The sequence below is a fragment of the Asticcacaulis biprosthecium C19 genome (assembly GCF_000204015.1).
Taxonomy (GTDB): domain Bacteria; phylum Pseudomonadota; class Alphaproteobacteria; order Caulobacterales; family Caulobacteraceae; genus Asticcacaulis; species Asticcacaulis biprosthecius.
In genome coordinates this window covers 481,502-487,485 of record NZ_GL883080.1, presented here as the reverse complement: position 1 = coordinate 487,485, position 5,984 = coordinate 481,502, and the positions used below count along the sequence as shown (strand labels likewise).

Genomic DNA, 5,984 nt, shown 5'->3' with positions numbered 1-5,984 from the left:
ATCCACGATGAGTCAAGGTCATCGTGGATTGGTATAAGGTGAAGACCAGCCCAGATCGGGCCATCCTTATGCGTCGTTGGCCTTGCGCGTCGCAATATTGGCGATCGTGCCCCAGGTCAGCTTGCCCCCCGTCAGGGCGCCCTGTTTGAAGGCACGGCGGCCAAGGGCTATCATGGCAAAGGCCGCGATCGCCATACCGCCCAGGGTCATGGCGATTTCCCACACCGGCAGCGGTTCGCTCAGGCGCAAGGGCATCAGGAACGGCGTGAAGATCGGCACCCACGACAGCCACTGGATGATCGGCGCATTGGGTGCGCCGATAGCGGCCTGCATGCACAGCATCGGCACCATCAGCACGATCATCAGCGGCCCCATGATGGCCTGGGCGTCCTTTTGGGTTTCGCAGAAGGCGCCAATAGCGGCAAAGGTCACGCCGAACATCAGATAACCGCCGACAAAATAGCTCAGCAGCAACACGACATAGGCCGGCGTGAAGATGCCCGCCAGGCCCTCTCGCAGGGTTTGCGCCAGGTCGGGCGGCATGAAGGACGCGCCCTGGCTGATCATGACGAAGATCGCCGAACCCCAGATAAGGCCGACCGTGGAGAGCACCGCGGCGACACCCAACACCTTTCCGATCAACAGGCTTTCGGTCGAAGCCGACGCCAGCAGCACTTCCAGAACCTTGCTGGCCTTTTCCTCGATGACGCCGCCCAGAAGAATCATCGACGACGAGAAGATGGTGAACCAGGTGACGAAGCCCAGGGCTATGCCGACAACGCGCGGGCCATGATCACGCAGACCGGCCGCCAGGAAATCCGCCTTGGCGCCAGGCGCGCCATCGGACGGCGTCAGGCTGACGATCTCGGCGCGTGATGCGCGCATGTCTTCGGCAACCTTGGGGTCGACGCCCTTTTGACCGGCGACCTTCATATACTGAAGGCCATGCAGGTCCCAGTACAGCTTGTCTTCAAGGTGCTTGCGCTGGTCCGGTGTCGACCAGATCCGGAAATGCAGCTTTTCACCGTCATCGCTGACAACAACAATGGTTGTGGCCGGCGAGACCGGGGTCGCGAGCACGTCCGGTATCCGGGCCTCGGCGGCGGCGACCGTCATCGAGGCATCCAGGCCCTGAGGCAGGGGTACCAGTTTGATGCGCTCCTTGTCGAAGGCGGCATTGGCGGCGTCCTGAAGCGCGGCGTCAGGGCCTTGCGCCTGGGCCGGCGCCGCAACGCGTTCGATCAACTGGCGCAGAGGCTGTTCCACATTCGCCCCCGTGAGATCGAGGATGGCGACATTCATCACCTCGACCGGCGCGGAGGTCCGGATCAACATCGGAACGGCAATGATCAGGGTAAAGATCAGCGGCGCGGTCACGATCGACAGCCAGAAACCGACGGTGCGGACAAAGGCGAGATATTCGCGGCGCGCAATCAGCAGGGTCTTACGCATGTTCCGCTCCCGTCAGGACGATAAAGGCATCATGCAAGCTGGGTTCACGCGCCTCGAAGCGGCGGACATCCAGATTGCGCAGGAATGCGGCTTTCAGCGCCTCGTGCGCTGACTGGCCGGCTTCCAGCTCGCAATGCCACAGGGGCACGCCGTCCTCGCTCAGCCCTGTTTCGGTGGCCGATTTGATGCCGGGCAAGGCGAGAATATCGGCCTGGCTCAGTTGTCCCTCCAGTTCCAGGTATCGTGGTGCGGCGGCGCGGGCCTGTTTCAGACTGCCTTCGAACACCTTGCGCCCCTTGGTGAGCATAACCACGTTCTGGCACAGCCGCTCGGCGTGCTGCATCACGTGGGTGGAAAACAGAACGGTCGCACCGCACTTGGACAGGTCACGGATAATGCTCTCCAGCCCCTGCTGGTTGACTGGATCCAGGCCGGAAAACGGCTCGTCGAGAATCACCAGTTCCGGCTCGTGGACCAGGCAGGAAATCAGTTGCACCTTTTGCGACATGCCTTTGCTGAGCGACTGGATGGGGCTGTTGATGAAGGCGCCCAGGCCTTGCGCTTCCAGCATCTCCTTGGCACGGCGGCGTGCCACGCTGGCCTTGACGCCTTTCAAACCAGCCAGGAAGACGATGACGTCGATCGCCTTCATCTTGCGGTACAGACCGCGCTCTTCCGGCAGGAAGCCGATACGGTCGAGGGCGCGGCTGCCCTGACCGCCCAGCACGGTGATCTTCCCGGCAGACGGCTGGGACAGGCCCAGAATCATCCGCACGGTCGAGGTTTTACCCGCGCCGTTGGGGCCCAAAAAGCCGCAGATCGTGCCCTTTTTGACCTCGAAACTGAGGTCGCGCACCGCCTGAAAGTCGCCGTAAGTCTTCGACACGCCGTCGAGACTTAAGGCCAGTTCGCTCGCCATCAAGCGCCCCCTGCTGTTAAGTGGGGTTCAGCTTATACGGCTTGGGCGGGCATGGGAAGCCACGGTTGAGATAACGCGCCAACCGTTCGGCAGGCTTTTTCCTTGCCGAATTCCAATAGCGGCGTTCCGGCTTCTGGCTGTCATATTTACCGGCCGCTGCGGTAGGGTGAAGCCGTTAAGGGACGGGCTGTCCATATTGGAGCTTATGATGAAAATAGTGACCCTGACGGTCCTGGCCGCGTTTGCCTTGACTTCGGCCGCTCCGGCTTTTGCCGGTGAAACCACCCCCAGCGCAGCGTCGGCCAAGACCAGCAACAAGGTCCGGACCAGCGACAACCTGAACCAGGCGCAGTTGCAGGACTACAATCAGTTCATGGCCACCCGCCCCGCTGCGATCGCCACCTACTCGGTCAACCAGCCCCAAGTCAGCTATGTAGAGGGTGACGCGGAAGACTTGCAAGGGGACGTGCTGGTCCAGGCGCCGCCCCGCGACGCGACGGAAACCATGCGTCAGCCCGATACCAGCCCACCAAAGACCGGCCAGCCGGCGATCGACACGCCGTACATCGCCGTTCAGCCGGCGCAGTAGGGCACCGTTCCTGCAAAGACAAAATCGCCGCGGTCATGATGACGGCGGCGATTTGCGTTCCAGAGGTAAGAAGAGATTTACTCCACGCCCAGCTTGGCTTTCAGCAAGGCATTGACCGTGGCCGGATCGGCCTTGCCCTGGGTGGCGCGCATCACCTGGCCGACGAACCAGCCCAGAGCCTGGGGCTTGGTCATGACCTCAGCCGCCTTGTCGGCATTGGCGGCGATTAGGTCGTCGATAGCCTTGTCCAAAGCACCAGTATCGTTGTCCGTTTTCAGGTCGTGCTTGTCGACAATCTCGGCCGGGGTGAGAATGCCCTTCTCGTCCCACATATGCTCGAAGACCTGCTTGGCGATCTTCGACGAAATCACCTTGGTTTCGATCAATTCCACCAAACCGGAAATATGTTCCGGCGGCAGCGGACTGTCGGCGATGTCCTGGCCAGCTTCGGCCAAACGCGACAGCAGGCCATTGGTCACCCAGTTGGCGACCAGCTTGGCGTCGCGGCCTTTCGCGGCCTGCTCATAATATTCGGCGCGGGCCTGGTCCGAGATCAGCACGCCGGCGTCGTAGCCCGACAGGCCGTACTGGCTGACGAAGCGCGCTTTCTTGTCGTCGGGCAGTTCGACCAGGTGCTGACGAATCTCTTCGATCCAGGCTTCCTCGATTTCCAGCGGCAGCAGGTCGGGATCCGGGAAGTAGCGATAATCGTGGGCCTCTTCCTTCGACCGCATGGAGCGGGTCTCGACCTTGGTGGCGTCGAACAGGCGCGTCTCCTGGATGATGGAACCGCCATCCTCCAGGACCTCGATCTGGCGGCGGGCTTCGAACTCGATGGCCTGCTGCATGAAGCGGAACGAGTTCACGTTCTTGATTTCGCAGCGCGTACCCAACTTCTCGCCCGGCCGGCGGACCGACACGTTGCAGTCGGCGCGCATATTGCCCTTTTCCATGTCGCCGTCGCAGGTGCCGAGATAGATCAGAATAGTTCTCAGTTTTTTGAAGTATGCGACCGCCTCATCGGAGGAACGCATGTCGGGCTTGGACACGATCTCCATCAGCGCGGTGCCGGCACGATTCAGGTCGACATAAGTCGCGACCGGATCGATGTCATGGATCGACTTGCCGGCGTCCTGTTCCAGGTGCAGCCGCTCGATACGCACGGTGATGGTGGTGTCGTCGAGCTCTACCAGGACCTCGCCCTCGCCCACGATCGGGTGGAAGAGCTGCGAGATCTGATAGCCCTGCGGCAGGTCGGGATAGAAGTAGTTCTTGCGGTCGAATCGCGAATGGCGGTTGATCTGCGCCTTCAGCCCCAGGCCGGTCTTGACCGCCTGCTCGACGCAGAAACGGTTCAACACGGGCAGCATGCCGGGCATGGCTGCGTCAACCAGGGACACCTGCTCATTGGGGCCGGCGCCGAAGCCAACCTTGGCGCCGGAAAACAGCTTGGTGTTGGACGCCACCTGGGCATGGACTTCCAGCCCGATAATGAGTTCCCACGGACCAGTGCGGCCCTGGATGAATTTCGAGGCGTCGGCGGGGCGGATATCAAGATCGTTGGTCATGACTCTCCCTATAACCGGAAAGGTATTGCCGGGGAAAGAGCGATTTCCGCTCCAGGTTTCACAGATTCAAAATCACCTGCCCCGTTTACAAACGTTATTTTGTCTGACAAAATAATTATAAGACAAAATGTAACAGGGAGCTTTCCATCATGTCGTCATTGATCCGCCTTTCCGGGCTGGTCCTTGCGTTGGCGTGGCTAATGCCGGCCAGCGCTGTTCACGCGCAAACCCCGACCACCGGCCCCGCTCAGCTGTCCATCGGCACCAAGTTCGTCAAGGATTTCTGCCTGGAAGGTCGGGCCGACGGGACGCTAGTCATCAACAAGTGCAATGCCCAGCCGCCTCAGGCCATCGACTATGACGACACCACTGGCCAGATCAAGACGGCGGGAAAGTGCGTTTCTGCTCATACAAAAGGCCAGCCCCTGGCGCTCGCCGACTGCGCCGACGCCACCGAACAGTTCTGGACCTTTGAAGCCAATGGCACGCTGAAGAGCGATTCCGGCCTGTGCGCCGACGTGCTGAACTTCAACAAGGACCCCGGCACGGCCGTCATCGCCTGGGACTGCACCGCCACGGAGAACCAGAGCTTCTTCTTGACCAATATCCGCGTCGCCAAGGCCGAGAAGACGGGACCGGCGCTCGCTGACATCTCCAGGGAGGTCAACGGGACCCCGTCGATCGCCAGCTATTTTGTCCAGGGTCTGTGCCTGCAAGCGACCGGCAGCAAGGGCGCCATTTCGATCGAGGTCTGTAGCCGCGCCGCCGGCCAGGATTTCCGCTTCAAGGCGGGGAATAGCGGCGCCATTATCCAGGGCGACATGTGCCTGACCTCCACCGGACAGGGCAACGCTCTGGAACTGGCCGCCTGTAACGGCAAACCGGAACAGGCCTGGACCTTTACCGTGGAAGGCCTGTTGCGCACCGGCACGAACCTCTGCGCCGATATTCTGGGCTTCGGAACGCGTCCCGGCACCGGGGTCATCGCCTGGGAATGCACCGCCACCGACAACCAGAGATGGTATCCTGCCGTGGCGACCAAGTCTGGCTCTTTCACCCTGGGTGCCACCATCGGTGACCAACTGCGCGGCGGTGGGGTCACCACCCTCTCGCTGACCCCCAGCTTCTCCGGGGGTAACCTGACGGCGGCCGGCGGCAAGATCCTGAGCGCCGACACCGACGGTAAGGTCACCGGCGGCGAGAAGGACACGATCGTAGTCGGCGGCGCCGGGGTTCTGACTCAGCGCTTCGCCAAGGGCCTGGTCGCGCCGACCGTCAAGGACGCGACGACTGCCGGCGGCACCTCGCTGCTGCCCGGCGACTGGTCGTTCTTCAGTGGTTCAACAGCGGGAACCATGAAGCTGGATTGAGTGCGAATTCTGCGGATATGAAAACCGGCGCGAAGGGAGACCTTCGCGCCGGTTTTTGTTTGAGGGATGCGCACAACGTGACGCTT

At 61.6% G+C, this 5,984-nt stretch carries 5 protein-coding genes; 2 read left to right on the top strand and 3 right to left on the bottom strand.

Annotation, left to right across the window (positions count from 1 at the left end; genetic code table 11):
- Window positions 1-66: 66 nt before the first annotated feature.
- Complete coding sequence (locus tag ABI_RS20720; protein WP_006275031.1) at window positions 67-1,452, bottom strand: ABC transporter permease; 1,386 nt, start codon at window positions 1,450-1,452, stop codon at window positions 67-69.
- Window positions 1,445-2,371, bottom strand: a complete 927-nt coding sequence (locus ABI_RS20715; RefSeq protein WP_006275030.1) for an ABC transporter ATP-binding protein — start codon at window positions 2,369-2,371, stop codon at window positions 1,445-1,447. The genes ABI_RS20720 and ABI_RS20715 overlap by 8 nt, the downstream gene beginning before the upstream one ends.
- Window positions 2,372-2,579: 208 nt before the next feature.
- On the opposite strand from ABI_RS20715, the gene ABI_RS20710 reads away from it, so the two are divergent.
- Complete coding sequence (locus ABI_RS20710; protein ID WP_157139038.1) at window positions 2,580-2,960, top strand: hypothetical protein; 381 nt, start codon at window positions 2,580-2,582, stop codon at window positions 2,958-2,960.
- A 77-nt stretch (window positions 2,961-3,037) separates the two neighbouring features.
- On the opposite strand, the gene gatB is transcribed toward ABI_RS20710, so the two are convergent.
- Window positions 3,038-4,528 carry an Asp-tRNA(Asn)/Glu-tRNA(Gln) amidotransferase subunit GatB gene (gatB, locus tag ABI_RS20705; RefSeq protein WP_006275028.1) on the bottom strand — a complete coding sequence of 497 codons (1,491 nt, stop codon included), beginning with the start codon at window positions 4,526-4,528 and terminating at the stop codon, window positions 3,038-3,040.
- Between the two features lie 149 nt (window positions 4,529-4,677).
- On the opposite strand from gatB, the gene ABI_RS20700 reads away from it, so the two are divergent.
- On the top strand, window positions 4,678-5,898 hold the full coding sequence (locus ABI_RS20700) for a ricin-type beta-trefoil lectin domain protein (protein ID WP_040309792.1): 1,221 nt from the start codon (window positions 4,678-4,680) through the stop codon (window positions 5,896-5,898).
- Window positions 5,899-5,984 lie beyond the last annotated feature (86 nt).